General features: G+C 68.9%; 19 protein-coding genes. 11 read left to right on the top strand and 8 right to left on the bottom strand.

The features are described 5' to 3' along the window. Window positions 1-126: 126 nt before the first annotated feature. The 4 genes from NS331_RS11835 to NS331_RS11820 all read right to left on the bottom strand — a co-directional run bounded on the left by NS331_RS11835 (window position 127) and on the right by NS331_RS11820 (window position 5286). Entirely contained in the window at window positions 127-1440 is a 1314-nt protein-coding gene (locus tag NS331_RS11835; RefSeq protein ID WP_058642193.1) for a replication-associated recombination protein A, read from the bottom strand. A 29-nt stretch (window positions 1441-1469) separates the two neighbouring features. Next, on the bottom strand, window positions 1470-2102 hold the full coding sequence (gene lolA, locus NS331_RS11830) for an outer membrane lipoprotein periplasmic chaperone LolA (RefSeq protein WP_058642192.1): 633 nt from the start codon (window positions 2100-2102) through the stop codon (window positions 1470-1472). A gap of 10 nt (window positions 2103-2112) precedes the next feature. Further along, window positions 2113-4506, bottom strand: coding sequence for a DNA translocase FtsK (locus tag NS331_RS11825; protein ID WP_058642191.1), 2394 nt, complete (start codon window positions 4504-4506; stop codon window positions 2113-2115). Between the two features lie 105 nt (window positions 4507-4611). Further along, window positions 4612-5286, bottom strand: coding sequence for a Crp/Fnr family transcriptional regulator (locus NS331_RS11820; RefSeq protein ID WP_058642190.1), 675 nt, complete (start codon window positions 5284-5286; stop codon window positions 4612-4614). Window positions 5287-5459: 173 nt separating this feature from the next. Here NS331_RS11820 and trxB point away from each other — a divergent pair, with 173 nt between their 5' ends. From trxB to rpmG, 3 genes are all read left to right on the top strand, one after another. Continuing rightward, window positions 5460-6419, top strand: coding sequence for a thioredoxin-disulfide reductase (trxB, locus tag NS331_RS11815; RefSeq protein ID WP_058642189.1), 960 nt, complete (start codon window positions 5460-5462; stop codon window positions 6417-6419). A 224-nt stretch (window positions 6420-6643) separates the two neighbouring features. Continuing rightward, on the top strand, window positions 6644-6877 hold the full coding sequence (rpmB, locus tag NS331_RS11810) for a 50S ribosomal protein L28 (protein ID WP_028601562.1): 234 nt from the start codon (window positions 6644-6646) through the stop codon (window positions 6875-6877). A 17-nt stretch (window positions 6878-6894) separates the two neighbouring features. Beyond that, window positions 6895-7068, top strand: a complete 174-nt coding sequence (rpmG, locus tag NS331_RS11805) for a 50S ribosomal protein L33 (protein ID WP_017757249.1) — start codon at window positions 6895-6897, stop codon at window positions 7066-7068. Between the two features lie 218 nt (window positions 7069-7286). Here rpmG and NS331_RS11800 read toward each other — a convergent pair whose 3' ends face one another. The 3 genes from NS331_RS11800 to purN form a co-directional block, all read right to left on the bottom strand. Next, window positions 7287-8501 carry a DesA family fatty acid desaturase gene (locus NS331_RS11800; protein WP_058642188.1) on the bottom strand — a complete coding sequence of 405 codons (1215 nt, stop codon included), beginning with the start codon at window positions 8499-8501 and terminating at the stop codon, window positions 7287-7289. Window positions 8502-8631: 130 nt separating this feature from the next. Next, complete coding sequence (locus NS331_RS11795; RefSeq protein ID WP_058642187.1) at window positions 8632-9906, bottom strand: RsmB/NOP family class I SAM-dependent RNA methyltransferase; 1275 nt, start codon at window positions 9904-9906, stop codon at window positions 8632-8634. Between the two features lie 37 nt (window positions 9907-9943). Next, window positions 9944-10483 (bottom strand): phosphoribosylglycinamide formyltransferase, encoded by a 540-nt coding sequence (gene purN / locus NS331_RS11790; protein ID WP_058642204.1) that lies wholly within the window; start codon window positions 10481-10483, stop codon window positions 9944-9946. 247 nt (window positions 10484-10730) lie between these two features. Here purN and NS331_RS11785 point away from each other — a divergent pair, with 247 nt between their 5' ends. The 4 genes from NS331_RS11785 to NS331_RS11770 all read left to right on the top strand — a co-directional run bounded on the left by NS331_RS11785 (window position 10731) and on the right by NS331_RS11770 (window position 15415). Continuing rightward, the gene (locus NS331_RS11785) at window positions 10731-11912 is read left to right on the top strand and encodes an acyl-CoA dehydrogenase family protein (RefSeq protein ID WP_058642186.1); all 1182 of its coding nucleotides are present in this window, start codon (window positions 10731-10733) and stop codon (window positions 11910-11912) included. Between the two features lie 12 nt (window positions 11913-11924). Further along, the gene (locus tag NS331_RS11780) at window positions 11925-13040 is read left to right on the top strand and encodes an acyl-CoA dehydrogenase family protein (RefSeq protein WP_058642185.1); all 1116 of its coding nucleotides are present in this window, start codon (window positions 11925-11927) and stop codon (window positions 13038-13040) included. A 122-nt stretch (window positions 13041-13162) separates the two neighbouring features. Further along, window positions 13163-14545: an alpha/beta fold hydrolase gene (locus NS331_RS11775; RefSeq protein ID WP_058642184.1), complete on the top strand. Its 1383-nt coding sequence runs from the start codon at window positions 13163-13165 to the stop codon at window positions 14543-14545. Window positions 14546-14611: 66 nt separating this feature from the next. Beyond that, window positions 14612-15415 carry an enoyl-CoA hydratase gene (locus NS331_RS11770; protein WP_193758092.1) on the top strand — a complete coding sequence of 268 codons (804 nt, stop codon included), beginning with the start codon at window positions 14612-14614 and terminating at the stop codon, window positions 15413-15415. Between the two features lie 19 nt (window positions 15416-15434). Here the strand turns inward: NS331_RS11770 and NS331_RS11765 are convergent, their stop codons facing one another. After that, on the bottom strand, window positions 15435-15992 hold the full coding sequence (locus NS331_RS11765) for an HNH endonuclease (RefSeq protein WP_058642183.1): 558 nt from the start codon (window positions 15990-15992) through the stop codon (window positions 15435-15437). A gap of 198 nt (window positions 15993-16190) precedes the next feature. On the opposite strand from NS331_RS11765, the gene NS331_RS11760 reads away from it, so the two are divergent. The 4 genes from NS331_RS11760 to NS331_RS11745 form a co-directional block, all read left to right on the top strand. Beyond that, window positions 16191-17288 (top strand): bifunctional riboflavin kinase/FAD synthetase, encoded by a 1098-nt coding sequence (locus NS331_RS11760; RefSeq protein ID WP_058642182.1) that lies wholly within the window; start codon window positions 16191-16193, stop codon window positions 17286-17288. Window positions 17289-17412: 124 nt separating this feature from the next. Further along, a complete protein-coding gene (ileS, locus tag NS331_RS11755) occupies window positions 17413-20265 on the top strand; it encodes an isoleucine--tRNA ligase (RefSeq protein ID WP_058642181.1) in 2853 nt (950 codons plus the stop codon). Window positions 20266-20267: 2 nt separating this feature from the next. Next, a complete protein-coding gene (lspA, locus tag NS331_RS11750; RefSeq protein WP_058642180.1) occupies window positions 20268-20777 on the top strand; it encodes a signal peptidase II in 510 nt (169 codons plus the stop codon). 389 nt (window positions 20778-21166) lie between these two features. Further along, the coding region (locus NS331_RS11745; RefSeq protein ID WP_058642179.1) for a LacI family DNA-binding transcriptional regulator at window positions 21167-22117 on the top strand (951 nt) is incomplete at its 3' end.

The following is a 22117-nucleotide window of genomic DNA, read 5'->3' as shown; positions in this document are numbered from 1 at the left end:
CATGGGTGGTCGGCGGGTCGAAGTGGGCGGGATTGTAGACACGGCTGCGCGCCAGTCTGGTGCGTGCGCCCTGGGGGTTTTCCGCAAGCCTGGAGCGGCTGAACGGGCCGCGCGGTCAGGGCGGTGTCAGTCCTCGCGGGCCTGCTCGTCCAGTTGCCGCAGGTGGGCCAGCTTGTCGGCGATCCTGGATTCGAGCCCGCGCGGCACGGGCTGGTACCAGCGGGGCTCGGCCATGCCTTCGGGCAGGTAGGTCTCACCGGCCGCATAGGCCTCGGGCTCGTCGTGCGCATAGCGGTAGGCCTTGCCGTGGCCCAGCGACTTCATCAGCTTGGTCGGTGCGTTGCGCAGATGGATGGGCACCTCGCGCGACTTGTCCTGCCGCACGAAGGCCCGCGCCTGGTTGTAGGCGTTGTAGCCCGCATTGCTCTTGGGTGCGATGGCCAGGTAGATGACGGCCTGCGCCAGGGCCAGGTCGCCTTCCGGCGAGCCGAGCCGCTCGAAGGTGGTGGCGGCGTCGTTGGCCACCTGCATGGCGCGCGGATCGGCCAGGCCGATGTCCTCCCAGGCCATGCGCACGATGCGGCGCGACAGGTAGCGGGCGTCCGCGCCGCCGTCGAGCATGCGCGTGAGCCAGTACAGGGCGGCATCGGGATGCGAGCCGCGCACCGACTTGTGCAGCGCCGAGATCTGGTCGTAGAAGTTGTCGCCGCCCTTGTCGAAGCGCCGCGCGTTGAGGGTGAGCGCGTTCTGCAGGAACTCGGGCGTGACCTCCTCCACGCCGGCGGCACGGGCCGCGGTGTCGGTCTGCTCCAGCAGGTTGAGCATGCGGCGGGCATCACCGTCGGCATAGCCGACCAGCGTGTCGACCGCCGCGTCGCTGAGCGTGAGGTGCGTCAGAACCTTCTCCTGCGCGCGGCGCACCAGCTGGCGAAGTTCGTCCTCGCTCAGTGATTGCAGGGTGTAGACCTGGGCCCGGGACAGCAGCGCCGAGTTGACTTCGAAGGACGGGTTTTCGGTGGTGGCACCCACGAAGGTGACCAGGCCCGATTCGACAAAGGGCAGCAGGCCGTCCTGCTGGCTCTTGTTGAAGCGGTGGATCTCGTCGACGAAGAGGATGGTCTTGCGGCCCAGCGCCAGGTGCTGCTCGGCGCGCTCCATGGCCGCGCGGATGTCCTTGACGCCCGAGAACACCGCCGACAGCGCGATGAATTCGTAGCCGAAGGCCTTGGCCGTGAGCCGCGCCAGCGTGGTCTTGCCCACGCCGGGCGGCCCCCAGAGGATCATCGAATGCGGCTTGCCCGATTCGAAGGCCAGCCGCAGCGGCCGCCCCGGTCCGATCAGGTGGCTCTGCCCGATGACCTCGTCGAGGCTGGCGGGGCGCAGGGCCTCGGCGAGTGGCGCGGCGGGCGAAGGGGAATCAAACAGATCGAGATCGGCCATGCGCCGATTGTCCCGCCGTCACCGCGGCGTCACTGCCGGACGACGTCCGCACCCGCGGGCGGCTTGAACTGGAAGCTGCCGGCGGGCAGCGAAGGATTGACCTGCACGTTGGCGAAACGCAGCACCGAGCGCTGGCCGAAGGCATCGAGGATGTCGAGCGCTGCGAGCGCGTCGCCCTGGAAGCCGATCTCCACGCTCTGCAACTGCGCATCGCGCGACTTCGGCGTGGCCTTGACCCACTGCAGGCCATCGCGGGCCGGGGCATCGGCCAGGGTGAAGTCCGACTCCAGCGCACGCAGGTCGGCGGCCGAGGCGATCAACGCCGCCGGCGTGGAACCCAGTGCCTGCGCCTGCGGGCGCTGCGTCACCTGGTTGAGGTCCGCGTCGTAGAGCCACAGCGTCTTGCCGTCGGCGACGATGGTCTGCGCGAAGGGCTTGCGGTATTCGAAGCGGAACTGGCCGGGACGCTGGAATTCGAAGGTGCCGGTGGAGGTCTTGGCCCGCATGGGCTGCCCATCCTTGGGTGGCGCGGTGACCGTCTGGGTGAAGTCGGCCTTGCCCGAACGCGCGCTTTTCAGGAACGCGCCCAGGCTGTCCAGGCCGCCGGCCCAGCTGCCGCATGCCATGGCCGCGAGAACACAGCCCACCATCAACTTCCGCATTCCGTTCCTTTCACTCGCTGCGCGCCGGCACGAGGATCTCGCGCTGGCCCGCGCCGCTCATGGCGCTGACAAGCCCTGCGTTCTCCATGTCCTCGACCAGCCGCGCCGCGCGGTTGTAGCCAATCTTGAGGTGGCGCTGCACCAGCGAAATGCTGGCCTTGCGGTGCTTGAGCACGACTTCGACCGCCTGGTCGTACATCGGGTCCTTCTCGCCGCCGGCATCGCCGCCCTCACCCATCGGACCGTCCTCGCCATCCACAGTTCCGCCTTCGAGCACGCCGTCGATGTAGTCGGGCTCGCCCTGGCTCTTGAGGTAGGCCACCACGCGGTGCACTTCCTCGTCGCTGACGAAGGCGCCGTGCACGCGGACCGGCAGGCCGGTGCCGCTCGGCATGTAGAGCATGTCGCCCATGCCCAGCAGCGCTTCGGCGCCCATCTGGTCGAGGATGGTCCGGCTGTCGATCTTGCTGCTGACCTGGAAGGCGATCCGTGTAGGAATGTTGGCCTTGATCAGGCCGGTGATCACGTCGACGCTGGGCCGCTGCGTGGCCAGGATCAGGTGGATGCCGGCCGCACGGGCCTTCTGCGCCAGACGGGCGATCAACTCTTCGATCTTCTTGCCGACCACCATCATCAGGTCGGCCAGCTCGTCGATGACGACCACGATGTGCGGCTCGCGGCGCAGCGGCTCCGGATCGTCCGGCGTCAGGCTGAAGGGGTTGTAGATGAACTCCTCCCGCGATTTCGCCTCGTCGATCTTGGCGTTGTAGCCGGCAAGGTTGCGAACGCCCAGCTTGCTCATCAGCTTGTAGCGGCGCTCCATCTCGGCCACGCACCAGTTCAGGCCGTGGGCCGCCTGCTTCATGTCGGTGACCACCGGCGCCAGCAGGTGCGGGATGCCCTCGTACACCGACATCTCCAGCATCTTGGGGTCGATCATCAGCAGGCGCACGTCGCTCGCCTCAGCCTTGTAGAGCAGCGACAGGATCATCGCGTTGATGCCCACCGACTTGCCCGAGCCGGTGGTGCCGGCCACCAGCACGTGCGGCATCTTGGCCAGATCGGCCACCACCGGGTTGCCGATGATGTCCTTGCCCAGGCCGATGGTCAGCATCGACCGGGCCTCGTGGTAGACCTGCGAGCCGAGGATCTCCGACAGGCGGATCGACTGCCGCTTGGCGTTGGGCAGCTCCAGCGCCATGTAGTTCTTGCCCGGGATGGTCTCGATCACGCGGATGGACACCAGCGACAGCGAACGCGCCAGGTCCTTGGCCAGGTTGACGATCTGCGAGCCCTTCACGCCGGTGGCCGGCTCGATCTCGTAGCGCGTGATGACCGGGCCCGGCGAGGCCAGCACCACGCGCACCTCGACGCCAAAGTCCTTGAGCTTCTTTTCGATCAGGCGCGAGGTCATCTCCAGGGTTTCCGGCGACACCGTTTCCTGGCGGCCGGCGGCAGCGTCGAGCAGGTCCACCTGCGGCAGCTTGCTGTCGGGCAGCTCCTTGAAGAGCGGCTTCTGGCGCTCCTTGACCACCCGCTCGCTCTTGGGCACGTCGGCCACCGCGGGCTCGATCTGCACCGGCGCGGCCTTCTCGCGGCGCCGGGGCGCGGGCGGCGGCACGTCGTCGAAGGCGGGCTCGACCTCGTCGTCCGCCGGCCCGGGCACATCGCGGTCGTGGGCCGCCGTTTCCTCGCGCTCGCGGCGGGCCTTGCGGCCCATGGCCAGGTCCTGCGCCAGCTCGCGCTTCTCGCGGCCGCGCTCGAACAGCGAATAGATGCGGGCACCGATGGCCTCGGCCACCTGCGCCCAGGAGAAGCGGAACACCAGCGCCGAGCCGACCACGCCGGCCGCGATGGCCACCAGCGCGGAGCCGGTGAAGCCCAGCCAGCGCACGCCCGCCGGGCCGACGAAGTAGCCGAGCACGCCGCCGCCATGCCCCGGCAGGCGAAATTCCAGCCGGTACAGGCGCGACCATTCGAGGGTGGCACTCGCGGCCAGCAACAGCACCAGGCCGAGCCAGAACAGCACCCGGCTGCGGTTCAGCCGCGGTGCCGGGGCGGCGCCCTGCGGCGCGCTGCCGCGCAGCCACTGCGCCAGCGAGGAAAACCAGACGCGCACTGCGGCGGCGAACACCCACCAGATGGAATAGCCCGCCAGGTAATAGCTGGCATCGGCCAGCCATGCGCCGAGGGTGCCCCCCCAGTTCTTGACCACGCCGCCACTGCCCGAGGTGGACCAGGCGGCATCGGAAGGCGTGTAGCTGAACATTGCCAGCAGCCAGAAGAGCATGAGCGCCAGGCCGGCGACGAGGGAGATTTCGTGCGCGAAGCGCATGGCGCGCTGCCGCACGGGCGGGGCGTCGTGCCCGGCCGGATTGTTCAAGGTGTGCAAGGAATAGGTCATGGACGCAGGCGGGCCGCGCTGCAGTGCAGCGCGCAATGCGCAAGCCTAAACCATCTTGGCGGCGCCGAGCCGCGCCGGGCAACCCGTTACGCCTGCCGGCGGCGCTCAGCTCAGCGCCGAGAGGCGGTCCTTCACCATCAGGGAGCCGTCTTCCTGGGTCTGCACGAAGCCGCGCTCCTCCAGGTCCTTCATGACGCGGCTGACCATCTCGCGCGAGGCGCCGACCATCTTGGCCAGGTCCTGCCGCGAGATGCGCTCGCGCACCACCATCGTGCCGCTGCCGTCGTCCACGGCGAAATCCTGCAGGCAGCGCGCGACCCGGCCGTAGACATCCATCAGCGCGAGCGATTCGATCTTGCGGTCCGCCTGGCGCAGCCGGCGCACCATGCCGCGCAGGATGTTGTAGGTCATGGATGAGTTGTCGGGCACACAGCGCGCGAAGGCCTCCTGGCCCAGCACCAGCACGTCGACCTGGATGTCGGCCCGCACGGTGGCCGAATGCGGCTCGCCGTCGATCAGGCTCATCTCGCCGATGTAGTCGCCCGCCTGCAGCGTGGCGAGGATCACCTCCCGGCCCCGGTTGTCCGAATTCAGCACCCGCGCCCGGCCGGCCAGGATGATGTAGAGGGCGTTGGAGCGCTTGCCCTGCTCGACGATCAGCTCGCCGCGCTTGAAACGCTTCTTGACCACCACGTCGGCAATGTTGGCCGACTGGGCGGGCGTGAGCGCGGAGAACAGCGGAACCCGCCGCAGCAGTTCCAGGTTGGTGAGCATCGACATCTATCTATTTCCTCCCGTGCAGCGTCCATCGAGGGCCGCCACATCAATAAATACAATCACGCACATAAAAAGAGCGCTCCGCATGCATTGAACCTGAACGGGATACTCGCGTCCCACCAAAGGCGAAGCCCATGCAAGCGCAGCTTGCCGTTCACCATTCAGGTTCGAAGTTTATGACCACTCCGCTGCATTCCCAGGTACTCATTCTCGGCTCGGGCCCCGCAGGCTACACCGCCGCGATCTATGCCGCCCGCGCCAACCTCAAGCCGCTGCTGGTGACCGGCATGGCACAGGGCGGCCAACTGATGACCACCACCGAGGTGGACAACTGGCCGGCGGACGTCCACGGCGTGCAGGGCCCGGAGCTGATGCAGCGCTTTCTGGAGCATGCCGAGCGCTTCAACACGCAGATCGTCTTCGACCACATCAACAAGGTCGACCTGACCCGGCGTCCCTTCACCCTCACTGGTGACAGCGGCAGCTACACCTGCGAAACCCTGATCATCGCCACCGGCGCCTCGGCCAAGTACCTGGGCCTGCCCTCGGAAGAGAAGTTCATGGGCCGCGGCGTCTCGGCCTGTGCCACCTGCGACGGCTTCTTCTACCGGGAGCAAGATGTGTGCGTGATCGGTGGCGGCAACACCGCGGTGGAGGAGGCGCTGTACCTGTCCAACATCGCCCGCCAGGTGACGCTGGTGCACCGCCGCGACAAGTTCCGCGCCGAGCCGATCCTGATCGACAAGGTCCACGAGAAGGTCAAGGAAGGCAAGATCGTGCTGGAACTGCACAGCGAACTGGACGAAGTTCTGGGCGACGACAGCGGCGTGACGGGCATCCGCCTGCGCAACGTGCAGTCGGGCGAGAAGAAGCAGATCGACCTCAAGGGCTGCTTCATCGCCATCGGCCACCATCCGAACACCGACCTGTTCCAGGGTCAGCTGGAGCTCAAGGACAACTACATCGTCACCCGTTCCGGCCTGAACGGCTTCGCGACGATGACGAGCGTGCCCGGCGTGTTCGCCGCCGGCGATGTGCAGGACAACGTGTATCGCCAGGCCATCACCAGCGCCGGCACGGGCTGCATGGCCGCACTGGACGCCCAGCGCTTTCTGGAGCAGGACGGCACGTCCTGAGCGAGACCGCCCGCCGTCCCGGCCTCCCAGGCCTGGATATGGACAGTTTCCTGAAAGCCGGCCTATAATCGCCGGCTTTGCCGCATTCACCCCCGGGTGACGGTGCGGCAAACGGGCTACCGCCACCCGTTTTTTTCTGGCGAGGTCAAGCCGACCCACCCCACGAACCGCCTCACGGCGGTTCGCCGCGCATGGTGACGGCTGTTCATGAAAGAGTGTCCTCAATGGCACGCGTATGTGAAGTCACGGGCAAGGGCCCGATGGTCGGGAACAACGTTTCCCACGCCAACAACAAAACCAAGCGCCGGTTCCTGCCGAACCTGCAATACCGTCGTTTCTGGGTCGAGAGCGAAAACCGTTGGGTGCGTCTGCGCGTTTCCAGCGCCGCCCTGCGCCTGATCGACAAGAACGGCATCGACGCCGTGCTCGCAGACATGCGCGCACGCGGCCAGGCCTGAGCTGAAAGGAGCACACCATGGCAACGAGCAAAGGCGGACGCGAAAAGATCAAGCTGGAGTCCACCGCGGGCACCGGCCACTTCTACACCACCAGCAAGAACAAGAAGACGACGCCTGAAAAGATGTTGATCATGAAGTTCGACCCCAAGGCGCGCAAGCACGTCGAATACAAGGAAGTGAAGCTGAAGTAATTCGGCCCACGCCTTCTGCGAAAAACCCGCTGCGATCCAGCGGGTTTTTTGTTGCCCGCGTCGCTCTGGCGCGGCGGGCAGTCGGCAGCTTCTTTCCAACATCCGTGCGGGCCCCTGCCGGTTCCAAGCCGCCATCCAGACAACAAAAAACCGGCACAAGGCCGGTCTTTTTTGTAGCCGCCCAGTGCCGAAGCACTGAGCGATGAGCAGGATTTCGGTCAGACGTGCGCAGCGCGCAGACGGATCGAGAACTCCTGCAGCGCCTTGATGCCGCTGGCCTCGGCGCGGTGGCACCAGGCCGCCAGGTCGGCCGCCAGTTGCTCGCGCGACTGCGAGGTGTTCATCCACATCTGGCGCAGTTCCTCGCGCATGGTGACCATCTTGTCCAGCACCGGGTGGGCGGCGCGGGCCTCGGCGAGCTTGGGCCGGGCGGCAGCGGGCACCTTGTCGTCGTCGCGGTGCAGCCAGCGGCGAGCCGCCTTGAGCACCGACAGGTCGGCACCGCGGGCCTGCAGCTGCGACAGTTCCTGCTTGCAGGTGCGACGCATTTCGCGGGCGTAGCCAGCCATCACTTCGTAGCGGTTGGCGATGACGGCCTCGAGCGTCTTCTCGTCGGCCACCGGGCGGACCTCGCCCATGCGCAGCTTCGGCGGTACCTTCTTGACCTTGGCCCAGCCCAGCTTCTGCATCAGCATGATGTAGCCCCAGGCGATGTCGAACTCGTACTTCTTGACCGAGAACTTGGCGGCCGTGGGATAGGTGTGGTGGTTGTTGTGAAGCTCTTCGCCGCCGATCACGATGCCCCAGGGCACCAGGTTGGTGCTGGCATCCTGCGCCTCGAAGTTGCGATAGCCCCAGTAGTGGCCCAGGCCGTTGACGACGCCGGCCGCCCAGAAGGGGATCCACAGCATCTGGATGGCCCAGATGGTGGCGCCGATGCCACCGAAGAGCGCCAGGTTGAGGATCAGCATGAGGCCCACACCCTGCCAGCCGAAGCGGCTGTACAGGTTGCGCTCGATCCAGTCGTCGGGCGTGCCGTGGCCGAACTTGGTGATGGTGTCGCTGTTCTTCGCCTCGGCGCGGTACAACTCGGCACCGCGCCACATCACGGTGTCGATGCCGCGGGTCTGCGGGCTGTGCGGATCTTCCTCGGTCTCGCACTTGGCGTGGTGCTTGCGGTGGATGGCCACCCATTCCTTGGTGACCATGCCGGTGCCGACCCACAGCCAGAAGCGGAAGAAGTGCGACGGGATGGGCCCCAGGTCCATGGAGCGGTGGGCCTGCGTGCGGTGCAGGAAGATGGTCACCGCCAGGATGGTGACGTGCGTCGTGGCGAGCGTGTACAGCACGATCTGCCACCAGGACAGATCCCACAGGCCATGGGCAAGCCAGTCGAGGGCCGAGCTCAGAACGGCGGAATCAGGAATCAGCAAGTTGGGTACTCCACACGGACGGACGGGGTCGCCCTGTCAGAACAGTCCGACAATTTTAGTGTGCCGGGCTTGAAATCCACCCCGTTTTTCGTGTAACGGCGTTGAATCTCTGGGGATTGGATGCCGCTCTCTAGCGCCGGTTCCAGGCGGCGGCGAAAAAACCGTCGGTGGCGTGGCGGTGAGGCCACAGCCGCAGGTAGCGCGTGCCGCCCTCCCCGCCCGCACACAGCGCGGCGGCGTCCGCCACCTTCTGCGCGGTCAGCAGGTCCGCGGCCTCCAGCGGCAGGAAATCGGGGTTGGCCGCGCCGAAGGCCTCGGCGATGGCTTCGTTCTCCTCCGGCAGCACGCTGCAGGTGGCATAGACCAGCCGGCCGCCCGGCTTTACCAGCCGCGCGGCGCTGGCGAGGATGGCGGTCTGCTTGGCCACCAGCTCCTGGACGGCTTCGGCCGACTGGCGCCACTTGAGGTCCGGGTTGCGGCGCAGCGTGCCCAGGCCCGAACAGGGGGCATCGACCAGCACGCGGTCGATCTTGCCGGCGAGCCGCTTGATGCGCTCGTCCCGCTCATGGGCGATGGCGGCCGGGTGCACGTTCGACAGGCCGCTGCGCGCCAGCCGGGGCTTGAGGGCGTCCAGCCGGTGTGCCGACGTGTCGAAGGCGTACAGCCGGCCGGTGCTGCGCATGGCCGCGCCCAGCGCCAGGGTCTTGCCGCCGGCGCCGGCGCAGAAATCGACCACCATCTCGCCGCGGCGCGCCTCGACCAGCAGCGTGAGCAGTTGGGAGCCTTCGTCCTGCACCTCGATGGCGCCGCGCTCGAAGGCGGGCAGGCGGTTGACGGCCGGCTTGCCGTCGATGCGCAGGCCCCAGGGCGAGAACGGCGTTGTTTTGGCGGCGATGCCGGCCGTCTTGAGCTCGCGCTGCACTTCTTCACGCTTGGCGCTCAGGATGTTGACGCGCAGGTCCAGCGGGGCGGGTTGCTGCAGCGTGTCGGCCAGGGCCATGAAGTCGGCTGCGCCCAGTTGGGCGCGCAAGGGCTGGGCCAGCCATTCGGGCAGGTTGTGGCGGTGCTGGGCCATCAGATCGGCAGGGGCGACGGCCTCGCAGGCGTCCAGCCAGCGCTTTTCCGCGTCGCTGAGCACGGTCTTGAGGAAGTCGCGCGAGCCATGGAAGCCCAGGATGGCCAGGCGTCGCTCGCGCGCGCCGCTGCCGGAACGCGCCAGGTGCTCGAACAGCAGCTTCTTGCGCAGGATGGTGTAGACGGTCTCGGCGAGCGTCGCGCGCTCGCGGGGGCCGAGGGATCGATGCTCGCGGAAATAGCGCGAGACGATGGCGTCGGCCGGATGGTCGAATCGGAGCACGCGGCCGGTGAGTTCGGCGCAGGCCTCCAACAGGGCTTGGGGATGCATAGGGGGGCGATTGTCGCCGCCCACCCCGTTCGGGGCCTCAGCGCGCCGCGAGCCAGCCCTCGATGGCCTGGGGATAGAGCCGGTGTTCCTGGCTCAGCACGCGGGCGGCCAGCGCTTCGGGGGTGTCGCCGGCCAGCACCGGCACGACGGCCTGGGCCAGGATGGGGCCATGGTCCAGTTCGGCCGTCACCAGGTGCACCGTGGCACCGGCGACGCGGCAGCCGGCCTCGATGGCGCGGCGGTGGGTGTGCAGGCCCGGAAAGGCCGGCAGCAGCGAAGGATGGATGTTGACCAGCCGCCCCTCGTAACGCGCCACGAAGCCCGGCGTCAGGATGCGCATGAAGCCGGCCAGCACCACCAGCACGGGCTGCCAGCGGTCGATGGTGTCGGCGAGCGCGGCGTCGAAGGCCTCGCGGCCGTCGAAACCGCGGTGGTCGACGACGGCGGTCTCCAGCCCCAGCTCGCGGCCGAGCGCCAGGCCGCCCGCTTCGGGCTTGTTGCTGACGACGGCCGCCACGCGCACGCCGAAGCGCTCGGCCCAGCGGCGGGCCTGCGCCGCCCGGGCGATGGCCGCCATGTTGGAGCCGCCGCCGGAGACGAGGATGACGATGTTGCCGCTCACCGGCGGCCTTTCGCGACGGCATCGACAGCCGTGCGGTGCACGGAACCGGCCGCTGCGGCCGAGACTGGCAACCGGCTGAAAACCCCGGGGCCGCATGGAAGGGAACTCTGCATACTGGCGGCGGATTATCCGTGTGTCGCACGGCGGACTCGGACTTGCGAACGAGCGTGCTAAAAATCCCGCTTCTCTGGAGACAACCCCCATGGATCTGGCATTCACCCCTGAAGAACAGGCGTTCCGCGAAGAGGTCCGCGCCTGGGTGGCGGACAACCTGCCCCAAGACATCGCCCACAAGGTCAACGAAGGCCTGGAGCTTTCGAAGGAAGACCACCAGCGCTGGGCCAAGATCCTCGGCAAGAAGGGCTGGCTGGGCTACGGCTGGCCCAAGCAGTTCGGCGGCCCCGGCTGGACGGCCGTGCAGAAGCACCTGTTCGAGGAAGAGACCGCCCGCGCCGGCGCGCCGCGCGTGATCCCCTTCGGCCCCGTGATGGTGGCGCCCGTCATCATGGCCTTCGGCTCGCGCGAGCAGCAGGAGCGCTTCCTGCCCGGCATCGCCAGCGGCGAGGTCTGGTGGAGCCAGGGCTACAGCGAACCCGGCTCGGGCTCGGACCTGGCCTCGCTGCGCACCCGCGCCGAGCGCCGCGGCGACAAGTACATCATCAACGGCCAGAAGACCTGGACCACGCTGGGCCAGTACGGCGACTGGATGTTCAACCTGGTGCGCACCAGCACCGAGGGCAAGCCGCAGACCGGCATCAGCTTCATCGTGCTCGACATGAAGTCGCCCGGCGTGAGCGTGCGGCCGATCCGCCTGCTCGACGGCGGCTACGAGGTCAACGACGTGTTCTTCGACAACGTCGAGGTGCCGGCCGACCAGCTCATCGGCGAGGAGAACAAGGGCTGGACCTACGCCAAGCACCTGCTGAGCCACGAGCGGACCAACATTGCCGACGTCAACCGCGCCAAGCGCGAGCTGGAACGCGTCAAGCGCATCGCCAAGGCCGAGGGCGTGTACGACGACGTGCGCTTCCGCGACGAGATCGCCAAGCTGGAAGTGGACATTGTGGCGCTCGAAATGCTGGTGCTGCGCGTGCTCTCGGCCGAGAAATCGGGCAAGAACTCGCTGGACATCGCCGGCCTGCTCAAGATCAAGGGCAGCGAGATCCAGCAGCGCTATTCCGAGCTGATGATGCTGGCGGGCGGCCCCTTCTCGCTGCCGCTGATCCGCGAAGCCATGGCGGCCGGCTGGCAGGGCGACTTCCCCGGCGGCCATGCGTCGCTGGCGCCGCTGGCCTCCACCTACTTCAATTACCGCAAGACCACGATCTACGGCGGCTCGAACGAAGTGCAACGCAACATCGTGGCCCAGACGGTGCTGGGCTGACAGGAGGCAGACATGGATTTCGATTTCACTGAAGACCAGCAGCAACTGCGCGACGCCGTCGGCCGCTGGGTCGAGAAGGCCTACGACTTCGACCGCCGCCGCGGCATCGAGAAGGACGGCGGCTTCTCCCGCGCCGCCTGGACCGAGTTGTCCGAGCTGGGCCTGGGCGGCCTGTACATCCCCGAGGACGACGGCGGCCTGGGCATGGGCCCGGTCGAGGCCATGGTGGTGATGGAAGAACTGGGCCGCGGCATCGTGCTGGAGCCGCTGGCGCAGTCCTTCATCGCCGGCGCCGTGCTGGCCCGTCATGCCAACGAAGGCGTGCGCGGCGACTGGCTGCCCGGCATCGCCAGCGGCGAGAAGCTGGTGGTGCTGGCCTACCAGGAGCGCGCCGCGCGCTATCGCCTGGACCGCTGCGAAGCCAAGGCCACCAAGGCCGGCGACGGCTACGCCGTGAGCGGCACCAAGAGCCTGGTGCCGGCCGGCGACGAAGCGGCGGCCTACCTGGTGCCGGCGCAGTTGGACGGGCGCATCGCCCTTTTCCTGGTGCCGCGTGCCGACGGCAGCATCAAGGCCTCGGGCTATCCCACGCAGGATGGCAGTCGCGCCGCGGAGGTTGTGTTCACCCAGGCCGCCGCGCAGCTCGTGGCCGCCGACGGCCTGCCGGTGCTCGAAGAAGCCGTGGACATCGGCATCGCCGCCACCTGCGCCGAAGGCGTGGGCGTGATGGACAAGACGCTGGCGCTGACGGTCGAGTACCTCAACACCCGCAAGCAGTTCGGCGTGACCATCGGCAGCTTCCAGGCCCTGCGCCACCGCGTCGCCGACATGAAGATGCAGCTGGAACTGGCCCGCTCGATGAGTTACTACGCCACGCTCAAGCTGGGCGCGCCGGCGGCCGAGCGCCGCCAGGCCCTGGCCCGCGCCAAGTACCAGCTGGGCGTGTCGATGCGCTTCGTCGGCCAGCAGTCGGTGCAGCTGCACGGCGGCATCGGCGTGACCGACGAATACATGGGCAGCCACTACTTCCGCAAGCTGACGCAGATGGAGATCGTGTTCGGCGACACGCTGCATCACCTGGGCGAAGTGTCGGCGCGCATGGAAGACAGCGCGGGGGTGTTCGCCTGACCGCGGGTGAGCCCGGTCCATGACACCGCAGGCCTGCCGGCACACGCTGGCGGGCCTTTCTTCTTTCTGGCGGCCCGGCCCCGCGCCGTGCCGCCCTTCTTCTTGCTTGCCAGGAGCCCCGGATGATCCGCCGCCGCACCTTGTTGATGACCGCCCCCGCCAGCCTTGCGCTGGCTGCCTGCGCCACGCCGGGCGCGGGACCACGCCGCGACACGCCCGTCGTCTTCATGCACGGCAACGGCGATTCGGCCGCGCTGTGGCAGACCACGCTGTGGCGCTTCGAATCCAACGGCTGGGCGCGCGAGCGGCTGTTCGCGCTCGACCAGCCCATGCCCCTGGCCCGCGACGACGACGGCGTGGCGCAGCCGGGCCGCAGTTCCACGGCCGAGTCCATGGCCTTCCTATCCGCGGAGGTCGATCGCGTGCTTCGCCAGACGGGCGCACCGCAGGTGGTGCTGGTCGGCAATTCGCGCGGCGGCAACACGATCCGCAACTACGTGCAGAACGGCGGCGGCGCGGCCAGGGTCGGCCATGTCGCGCTCGGCGGCAACCCGGCGCACGGCATCTGGGCCATTCCCGGCTGGCGCGAAGGCAGCGAGTTCTCGGGCCTGTCGCCCTTCCTGCGCCAGCTGAACGCGCCCAAAGGTCCGAACGGCGACGAGGTGACGCCCGGCCCGCACTGGCTCACGCTGCGCTCCGACGGCAACGACAAGTACGCCCAGCCCGACGGCCTGTGGATCGGCGCGCCGGGCAAGCCCACGAACATCACGGCCGACGGGCCGGCCCTGCGCGGTGCGACCAACCTCGTGCTGCCGGGCGCGGACCACCGCGAGGTGTCGTTCTCGCCCGCGGCCTTCGACGCGACCTGGCGCTTCCTCACCGGCGACGCACCGGGCGCCACGGCCATCGCCACCGAGCCACGGATCGTGCTCGACGGCCGCATCACCGGGCTCGGCCTGAATCCAGCCGACCCCGCCAGCGGCGACTTCGTCAACAACCTGCCGCTGGCGGGCGCGCAAGTGAGCGTGTACGAGACCGAGCCGGCCATCGGCGAGCGCCGCGGCGCGCCGGCCTGGCGCAAGACGGTGGGCGCGGACGGCCGCTGGGGGCCCTTCGTGGCGCGCCCGGGCGCCAGCTACGAATTCGAGATCGTGGCCCCCGGCTACGCCACCACGCACATCTACCGCAGCCCCTTCCCGCGCTCCAGCGACGTGGTCCACCTGCGGCCGGAGCGGCTGGCGGCGGCGGACCGGCCGGCGGGCGCGGTGGTCGTGTTCACCCGGCCGCGCGGCTACTTCGACGCCCAGCGCGACCGCATGCGCTTCGACGGCCAGACGCAGCTGGCTGGCGTGCCGCCGCGCGGCGCGGGCGTGGCGAGTTCGCGGCTGCGGCTCGCGGCCGGGCCGGCGCGCACGGTGGAAGGCGAATTCAATGGCGAGCGCATCGCCGGGCGAAGCTGGCCGGTGGCCGAGGGCCACCTGAGCCTGCTGGAGCTGACCTACTGACCACCCGCCGACGGCCTGGCAGAACCCTCATTCGAAGGCCAGGCCCGCCCCCGTCGCCCCACACCGATGGAAGAAGGAAACGTGACGAACACCGACGAGCCCCTCCTGCTGGAATCGCGTGACGCCCGCGGCGTGGTCACGCTCACCCTCAACCGGCCGGCCGCCTTCAACGCGCTGTCCGTCGCGCTGATCGATGCGCTGCATGCGGCCTGCCAGCGGCTGGCGCTGGACGCCGACCTGCGCGCCGTCGTCATCGCCGCCAACGGCCGGGCGTTCTGCGCTGGTCACGACCTGCGCGAGATGCAGGCATCGCCCTCGCAGTCGGTCTATCAGGTGCTGTTCGACCGCTGCGGCGCCATGATGCTGGCGCTGCATCGCCTGCCGGTGCCGGTCGTCGCGCGCGTGCATGGCCTGGCGACCGCCGCTGGCTGCCAGCTCGTCGCGCTGTGCGACCTGGCCGTGGCCGCCGACAGCGCCAGCTTTGCCACCAGCGGCATCAACGTCGGCCTGTTCTGCGCCACGCCCAGCGTGACGGTGTCGCGCAACCTGCCACGCAAGAAGGCCTTCGAGCTGCTGGTGACGGGGGACTTCATCGACGCCCGGACGGCGCTCGCACAGGGCCTGGTCAACCGCGTGGTGCCGGCCGAGGCTCTGGACGACGAGGTGGCGGCGCTGGTGGCCAGCATCGTCGCCAAGCCCCGCATCGCGCTCGAAATGGGCAAGGCCCTCTTCTACCGCCAGCTGGAGACGGGGCTGGAAGCGGCGCTGCACGATGCCGCCCGCACCATGGCCTGCAACATGGCCGATGCGACGGCGCAGGAAGGCGTGCAGGCCTTCATCGAAAAACGGGCGCCGTCCTGGCGCCTGTGAGCCTGGAACCGCCGCGCCGCTAGCCGTGCAGCCGCGAGCTCGACGGCAGGTGCGCCGCCAGGAACTCCATCTGGTCCGCCAGGATGCGGCGGTTGCGCAGGATGAAGTCCTCCCACAGGCTGGGCACGTAGGGCGTGTAGAGCAGCGGCATGTGCGCCTGCTCGGGCGTGCGGTTGCCCTTGCGGTGGTTGCAGGCCCGGCAGGCCGTCACCACGTTCATCCAGTGGTCCACCCCGTTCTGCGCGAAGGGCACGATGTGCTCGCGCGTCAGGTCTTCTTCGTGGAAATGGTCGCCGCAGTAGGCGCAGACGTTGCGGTCACGCGCGAAGAGCTTGCTGTTGGTCAAGCCCGGGCGCAGGCTGAAGGGGCTGATGCGCGGCACGCCGCGGGTGCCGATGATGCTGCTGACGGCGATCTGCGACTGCGCGCCCGTCATCGCGTTGTGGCCGCCGCGGAACAGGGCCACCTGTTCGCCGGCCTCCCAGCGCACCTCGCCGGCCGCGTAGTGGGTCACCGCCTGCTCGAGCGAGATCCACGACTGGGGCAGCCCTTGGGCCGACAGCTTCAATACCTTCACCACAAACGCCTCCTCGTCGAACGAAGAAAACACAGGGAACGTACGCCACGCAGAACCGTCCGCACCGCCAGCCAGGGCCACCGCAGCGGCCCGGCAGTGCCGGAAAGCGACACAATATAACCGGCATTCATGACAGCCCGTTCACGCCCGGAGGATTCCCGAGCGCACGCGGCCAGCTATCAAAAAGATAACAGGACCATGCAGATCTTCCGCGGCTTCCGCCATCCGGGCGTTGCGCCTGCCAGCGCCGTGACCATCGGCAATTTCGATGGCGTGCACCGCGGCCACCAGGCCATGCTGGGCCTGCTGCAGACCGAAGCCCGCCACCGCGGCTTGCCCAGCTGCGTGCTGACTTTCGAGCCGCATCCGCGCGACTATTTCGCCGGCGTGGCCCGGCGGCCGGAGCTGGCGCCGGCCCGCATCGCCACGCTGCGCGACAAGCTCGGCGAACTGCAGGCCTGCGGCGTGGCGCAGACGGTGGTGCTGCCCTTCGACGCGCAACTCGCCAGCCAGTCGCCCGAGCAGTTCATCGACGAGGTGCTGGTGCGCGGCCTGGGCGCGCGCTACGTGCTGGTGGGCGACGACTTCCGCTTCGGCGCCAGGCGGGCCGGCGACTTCGCCATGCTGCACGCAGCCGGGGCGGCGCGCGGCTTCGACGTGGCGCGGATGAACAGCTACGAGGTGTCCTACCCCGCCGCCCCCGGCAGCGCCGAAGGGCCGCGGGCGCTGCGCGTGTCCAGTTCGGCCGTGCGCGAGGCGCTGGCCGCCGGCCGCATGGACGATGCCGCTGCCCTGCTCGGCCGGCCCTACGCCATCTCGGGCCACGTGGTGCACGGCCGCAAGCTGGGCCGGGCGCTGGGCGCCAGCGCACCGGGCGGCACGGACGGCTTCCGCACGCTCAACCTGCGCTTCAAGCACTGGAAGCCCGCGGCCAGCGGCATCTTCGTGGTGCGGGTGCATGGGCTGGGCGAGCGGCCCCTGCCGGGCGTGGCCAACCTGGGCGTGCGACCCTCGCTGGACCCGAACGACGTCAACGGCGGCCGCGTGCTGCTGGAGACGCATTGCCTCGAATGGCCGGCCAGCCTGGGCCCGGAGGGGGCCTACGGTAAAATCGTGCGCGTGGAACTGTTGCACAAACTGCACGACGAGCTGCGCTACACCAGCCTGGAAGCCCTGACCGCGGGCATCGCCCAGGACTTGGCCGACGCACGCGCGTATTTCGCCGCCGGCAGCGCCGGCGCGGCGGGCAGCAGCCACGCGGAAACGCGGCGCCAGACCACACGCGACCGAATTTAACCGGCACGCCCGCCGTGCCGGCGCCCCACCGACAAGCTCGGGGCGAGCGGCCTGACCTCCTCCCCTCCCCCGCGGCCATCGCCGCGCGCGGGCCGAGCCTGTCGATGCCTTTCCTCTGCCCCTCATGTCCGACGCTGCCGATTCCTCCGCGACCCCCGACTACCGCGCCACCCTGAACCTGCCCGACACGCCCTTCCCCATGCGCGGCGACCTGCCCAAGCGCGAGCCGGGCTGGGTCAAGGCCTGGAACGACGAGGGCCTGTACAAGCGCCTGCGCATGGCCCGCGCCGGCCGGCCCAAGTTCATCCTGCACGACGGCCCGCCGTACGCCAACGGCCAGATCCACATGGGCCATGCGGTGAACAAGATCCTCAAGGACATGATCACCAAGGCGCGCCAGCTCGAAGGCTACGACGCGCTCTATGTGCCCGGCTGGGACTGCCATGGCCTGCCGATCGAGAACGCCATCGAGAAGAAGCACGGCCGCAACCTGAGCCGCGACGAGATGCAGGCGAAGAGCCGCGCCTACGCCACCGAGCAGATCGCGCAGCAGATGAGCGACTTCCAGCGCCTGGGCGTGCTGGGCGAATGGGACCATCCCTACAAGACGATGGACTTCGCCAACGAAGCAGGCGAGATCCGCGCCTTCAAGAAGGTGATCGAGCGCGGCTTCGTGTATCGCGGCCTCAAGCCCGTGTACTGGTGTTTCGACTGCGGCTCGTCGCTCGCCGAGTTCGAGATCGAGTACGCCGACAAGAAGAGCCAGACGCTGGATGTCGCCTTCAAGGCCCACGACCGCGCCAAGCTCGCGGCCGTCTTCGGCCTGCCGGCCATCGAGAAGGACGCCTTCGCCGTCATCTGGACCACCACCGCCTGGACCATCCCGGCCAACCAGGCACTCAACCTCAACCCCGAGCTGACCTATGCGCTGGTCGACACCGACCGCGGCCTGCTGATCGTGGCCGACACGCTGGTCGAGAGCTGCCTGAACCGCTACGCGCTCGACGGCAAGGTCATCGCCATCGCGCCCGGCCGCGCGCTGGGCGGCCTGGAGTTCGAGCATCCGCTGTACGACGTGCACGAGGGCTACCGCCGCCTGTCGCCGGTGTACCTGGCCGACTACGCCACCGCCACCGACGGCACGGGCCTGGTCCATTCCTCGCCCGCCTACGGCCTGGACGACTTTCAGTCCTGCATTGCGCACGGCATGGCCTACGACGACATCCTCAACCCGGTGCAGGGCAACGGCGTGTACGAGCCGGACTTTCCGCTCTTCGGCGGCCAGCACATCTGGAAGGCGGTGCCGCACATCATCGAGGCGCTGCGAGAGGCGGGCCGGCTGATGGCCACCGAGACCATCACCCACAGCTACCCGCACTGCTGGCGCCACAAGACGCCGGTGATCTACCGTGCCGCGGCCCAGTGGTTCATCCGCATGGACGAGGGCGAGGGCGTGTTCACCCTGCCCGGCGCCAAGCCGGCCAAGACGCTGCGGCAGATCGCGCTGGAGGCCATCGAGGACACCAGCTTCTACCCCGAGAACGGCAAGGCGCGGCTGCACGACATGATCGCGCACCGGCCCGACTGGTGCATCTCGCGCCAGCGCAGCTGGGGCGTGCCGATCCCCTTCTTCCTGCACAAGCTCACGGGCGAGCTGCATCCGCGCACGATGGAGATCCTCGACCAGGCAGCCGCCATCGTCGAGCAGGGCGGCATCGAGGCCTGGAGCCGCGTCACCACCGAAGAAATCCTGGGCGCCGAGGACGCGCCGCACTACACCAAGAGCAGCGACATCCTGGAGGTGTGGTTCGATTCCGGCTCCACCTTCTTCCATGTGCTGCGCGGCACGCACCCCACGGTGCACCACGACCAGGGCCCCGAGGCCGACCTGTACCTCGAAGGCCATGACCAGCACCGCGGCTGGTTCCACAGCTCGCTGCTGCTGGCCTGCGCGCTGGAAGGCCGCGCGCCCTACCGCGGCCTGCTGACCCATGGCTTCACCGTGGACAGCCAGGGCCGCAAGATGAGCAAGTCGCTCGGCAACGGCATCGATCCGCAGGAGATCACCAAGAAGCTGGGCGCCGAGATCATCCGCCTGTGGGTGGCCGCGTCGGACTACTCCGGCGACATCGCCGGCGACGACAAGATCCTGGCCCGCGTGGTCGACGCCTACCGCCGCATCCGCAACACGCTGCGCTTCCTGCTGGCCAACACCAGCGACTTCGACCCGGCCAAGGACGCGGTGCCGCTGGCCGAGCTGTTCGAGATCGACCGCTGGGCGCTGTCGCGCGCCGCGCAGTTCCAGGCCGAGGTGCTGGGCCACTACAAGGTCTACGAGTTCCATCCGGTGGTGGCCAAGCTGCAGGTCTTCTGCTCGGAAGACCTGGGCGCCTTCTACCTGGACGTGCTGAAGGACCGGCTCTACACCACGCAGCCCGGCTCGCGCGCGCGCCGCAGCGCGCAGACGGCGCTGTGGCACATCACCCAGGCCATGCTGCGCTGGATGGCGCCCTTCCTGAGCTTCACGGCCGAGGAGGCGTGGAAGTTCGCGGGCAGCTCCGACTCCATCTTCATGGAGACCTTCTGCGACCTGGGCACGCCCGACGAGGCGCTGCTGGCCAAGTGGGGCCGCATCCAGGCCATCCGCGATGCGGTCAACAAGGAGATCGAGGCCGTGCGTACGGCGGGCGGCGTGGGCTCCTCGCTGCAGGCCAACGTGCGGCTCACCGCCGCGCCCGAGGACCATGCGCTGCTGGCTGCGCTGGGCGACGACCTGAAGTTCGTCTTCATCACCTCGGTGGTCAACCTGCAGGCCGGCGACGCGCTCGCCATCGCCGTCACGCCCAGCACCGCCACCAAGTGCGAGCGCTGCTGGCACTGGCGCGACGACGTGGGCCACGACAGCGCGCATCCCACGCTGTGCGGCCGCTGCACCAGCAACCTGTACGGCGCCGGCGAAGCGCGGAGCGTGGCATGACCATGAAGGCGCACAGCGGATTCGAGTCCACCCGTCCTGGCCTGGGCATCTGGGGCTGGCTGGCGCTGGCGGTGCTGATCTTCATCGCCGACCAGTACACCAAGACGCTGATCCTGGGCCACTACCAGCTCGGCGATGCCACGCGCATCACCGAGTTCTTCAACATCGTGCGGGCGCACAACACGGGCGCGGCCTTCTCCTTCCTGGCCGGCGCCTCGGGCTGGCAGCGCTGGTTCTTCACCGGCATCGGCGTGGCCGCGGCCGTGTTCATCGTCTGGATGCTGCGCGCGCATGCGGGCCAGAAGCTCTTCTGCTTCGCCCTCGCCTGCATCCTGGGCGGCGCCATCGGCAACGTGGTGGATCGCCTGATGCACGGCTACGTGGTCGACTTCCTGGACTTCCACTGGGCCGGGTCGCATTTCCCGGCCTTCAACCTGGCGGACAGTGCCATCACGCTGGGCGCCATCTGCTTGGTGCTGGACGAGATCCGGCGCATGCGGCGCAAGCGCTGAGCGGGGACGGCGTCGAAGCCGTCCAGCTCTTGAGAACAAGGCGCCCCGTGCGAGGGCCCAACGGCGCGAGGCTTCGGTCTCGCGCTTTTTTTTTGCGCCTGGCACAGCCCCACCCATTCAGCCCGGGCCCGTCGAAGGCTCACCACCCACCCCTTCGGCCTCAGCTTGTCGAAGGCCGGTCCCGCTCTCCGTTCGGCCTGAGCCTGCCGAAGGCCCGCCCCGTCGGCATCCGCGCTTCGACGCGCTCAGCCCGAACGGGATGGGGAGAGACATCCAGCATGCACCAGGGCCCTGGGTAATCCCGGTTTCCAAACGCGTCATGACGGTGTCACATGCGCACCTTCAAATGAAAACGTTTACATGATGTTTTCCACCCAAGGTTCCTGCGCATGAGCATCCAGGCCGTCGCCGACAAGGCGGGCGTCTCCATCGCCACCGTTTCGCGCGTGTTCAACACGCCCGACAAGGTGCTGCCCGCCACGCGCGCGCTGGTGGAGTCGATCGCGCGCGAGCTGGGCTACTTTCCCAGTGCCAGCGCGCGCACGCTGCGCACCCAGCGCAGCCGGGTGCTGGGCGTGGTGCTGCCCACCCTGCTGAACCCCACCTTCGCCGAATGCCTGCAGGGCCTGGCACAGGCCGCGGCCGAGGCCGGCCATGCCATCGTGCCGCTGACCACCGGCTACGACCTGGACGCCGAGCAGCGCGCGGTCGACCAGCTGCTCGCCCGCGAGGTCGAGGGCATGGTGCTGGTCATCTCCAACCCGCAGACCTCCGCCGCGCTGGCCCGGCTGCAGGCACGCCAGCGGTCCTACGTGCTGGCGTACAACCGGCATCCGGCCCACTGCTGCGTGGCCGTCGACAACGAAGCCGCCTCGGCCGAGGCCGTGGCGCATCTGGCCACGCTGGGCCATCGGCGCATCGCGATGGTGAGCGGCACGCTCGCCCAGTCCGACCGCTCGCAGCAGCGCCACCGCGGCTTCCTGGCCGGCATGGCCGCCGCCGGGCTCGAGGCGCCGCCGCTGATCGAAGTGCCCTTCGTCGAAGCGGCCGTGGACGCGCTGCGCGAACGGCTGGCCGCCCCCGGCCGGCCCACCGCCCTGTTCTGCTCCAACGATCTGCTCGCCATCCGCGCCGTGCGCGCCGCACACCTGGCCGGCCTGCGCGTGCCGCAGGACCTGTCGGTGATGGGCTTCGACGGCATCGCACTGGGCGACGAGCTCACGCCGCGCCTGGGCACCATCGAGCAGCCCGCCGCCGACATCGGCCGCCGGGCCGCGCAGCTGCTGATGGCGGCGCTGGACGAGCAGCGCATGCCGCTGCCCGCCGACAGCCTGCTGCTG

It is taken from the genome of Pseudacidovorax intermedius (assembly GCF_001476815.1).
Taxonomy (GTDB): Bacteria; Pseudomonadota; Gammaproteobacteria; order Burkholderiales; family Burkholderiaceae_C; genus Xenophilus; species Xenophilus intermedius_A.
The sequence above is the reverse complement of the archived record's forward strand: the minus strand, read 5'-3'. Positions and strand labels throughout refer to the sequence as shown.

Coding starts and splice junctions, on each gene's coding strand:
- NS331_RS11835 (WP_058642193.1), bottom strand. CDS start 1,440: ATGGCCGATCTCGATCTGTTTGATTCCCCTTCGCCCGCCGCGCCACTC.
- lolA (WP_058642192.1), bottom strand. CDS start 2,102: ATGCGGAAGTTGATGGTGGGCTGTGTTCTCGCGGCCATGGCATGCGGC.
- NS331_RS11825 (WP_058642191.1), bottom strand. CDS start 4,506: ATGACCTATTCCTTGCACACCTTGAACAATCCGGCCGGGCACGACGCC.
- NS331_RS11820 (WP_058642190.1), bottom strand. CDS start 5,286: ATGTCGATGCTCACCAACCTGGAACTGCTGCGGCGGGTTCCGCTGTTC.
- trxB (WP_058642189.1), top strand. CDS start 5,460: ATGACCACTCCGCTGCATTCCCAGGTACTCATTCTCGGCTCGGGCCCC.
- rpmB (WP_028601562.1), top strand. CDS start 6,644: ATGGCACGCGTATGTGAAGTCACGGGCAAGGGCCCGATGGTCGGGAAC.
- rpmG (WP_017757249.1), top strand. CDS start 6,895: ATGGCAACGAGCAAAGGCGGACGCGAAAAGATCAAGCTGGAGTCCACC.
- NS331_RS11795 (WP_058642187.1), bottom strand. CDS start 9,906: ATGCATCCCCAAGCCCTGTTGGAGGCCTGCGCCGAACTCACCGGCCGC.
- purN (WP_058642204.1), bottom strand. CDS start 10,483: ATGGCGGCCATCGCCCGGGCGGCGCAGGCCCGCCGCTGGGCCGAGCGC.
- NS331_RS11785 (WP_058642186.1), top strand. CDS start 10,731: ATGGATCTGGCATTCACCCCTGAAGAACAGGCGTTCCGCGAAGAGGTC.
- NS331_RS11780 (WP_058642185.1), top strand. CDS start 11,925: ATGGATTTCGATTTCACTGAAGACCAGCAGCAACTGCGCGACGCCGTC.
- NS331_RS11775 (WP_058642184.1), top strand. CDS start 13,163: ATGATCCGCCGCCGCACCTTGTTGATGACCGCCCCCGCCAGCCTTGCG.
- NS331_RS11770 (WP_193758092.1), top strand. CDS start 14,612: ATGGAAGAAGGAAACGTGACGAACACCGACGAGCCCCTCCTGCTGGAA.
- NS331_RS11760 (WP_058642182.1), top strand. CDS start 16,191: ATGCAGATCTTCCGCGGCTTCCGCCATCCGGGCGTTGCGCCTGCCAGC.
- ileS (WP_058642181.1), top strand. CDS start 17,413: ATGTCCGACGCTGCCGATTCCTCCGCGACCCCCGACTACCGCGCCACC.
- lspA (WP_058642180.1), top strand. CDS start 20,268: ATGAAGGCGCACAGCGGATTCGAGTCCACCCGTCCTGGCCTGGGCATC.